The organism is Pseudomonas sp. SIMBA_068 (assembly GCF_046534705.1).
Taxonomy (GTDB): Bacteria; Pseudomonadota; Gammaproteobacteria; order Pseudomonadales; family Pseudomonadaceae; genus Aquipseudomonas; species Aquipseudomonas putida.
The window spans coordinates 1-247 of record NZ_JAWRYI010001296.1 but is presented as its reverse complement, the minus strand read 5'-3'; the positions used below and the strand labels follow the sequence as shown (position 1 = coordinate 247).

Annotated in this window: 1 protein-coding gene; it reads left to right on the top strand. The window is 68.8% G+C overall.

The window, feature by feature from the left end; all coding sequences use genetic code 11:
- On the top strand, positions 1-247 hold a 247-nt coding region (locus SB756_RS33765; protein ID WP_410913724.1), incomplete at both ends, for a DUF418 domain-containing protein.

The following is a 247-nucleotide window of genomic DNA, read 5'->3' as shown; positions in this document are numbered from 1 at the left end:
CTGAGGATCAGCCTGCCGCTGTGCCTGGGTGGCGCCCTGCTCTACGGCTACTGGGCGGCCTATGCGCCCGGCGGCGGCCTGGAAGTGCTCGGCTACGGCATCAGCCAACTGACCGCACCACTGCTCTCGGCCAGCTACGCCATGCTGCTGCTCAAGGCCTTCGGCTCGGCCCCGGGCCAACGCCTGTGCCGACGGCTGGCGCCACTGGGGCGCATGTCCTTGAGCAACTACCTGCTGCAATCGCTGA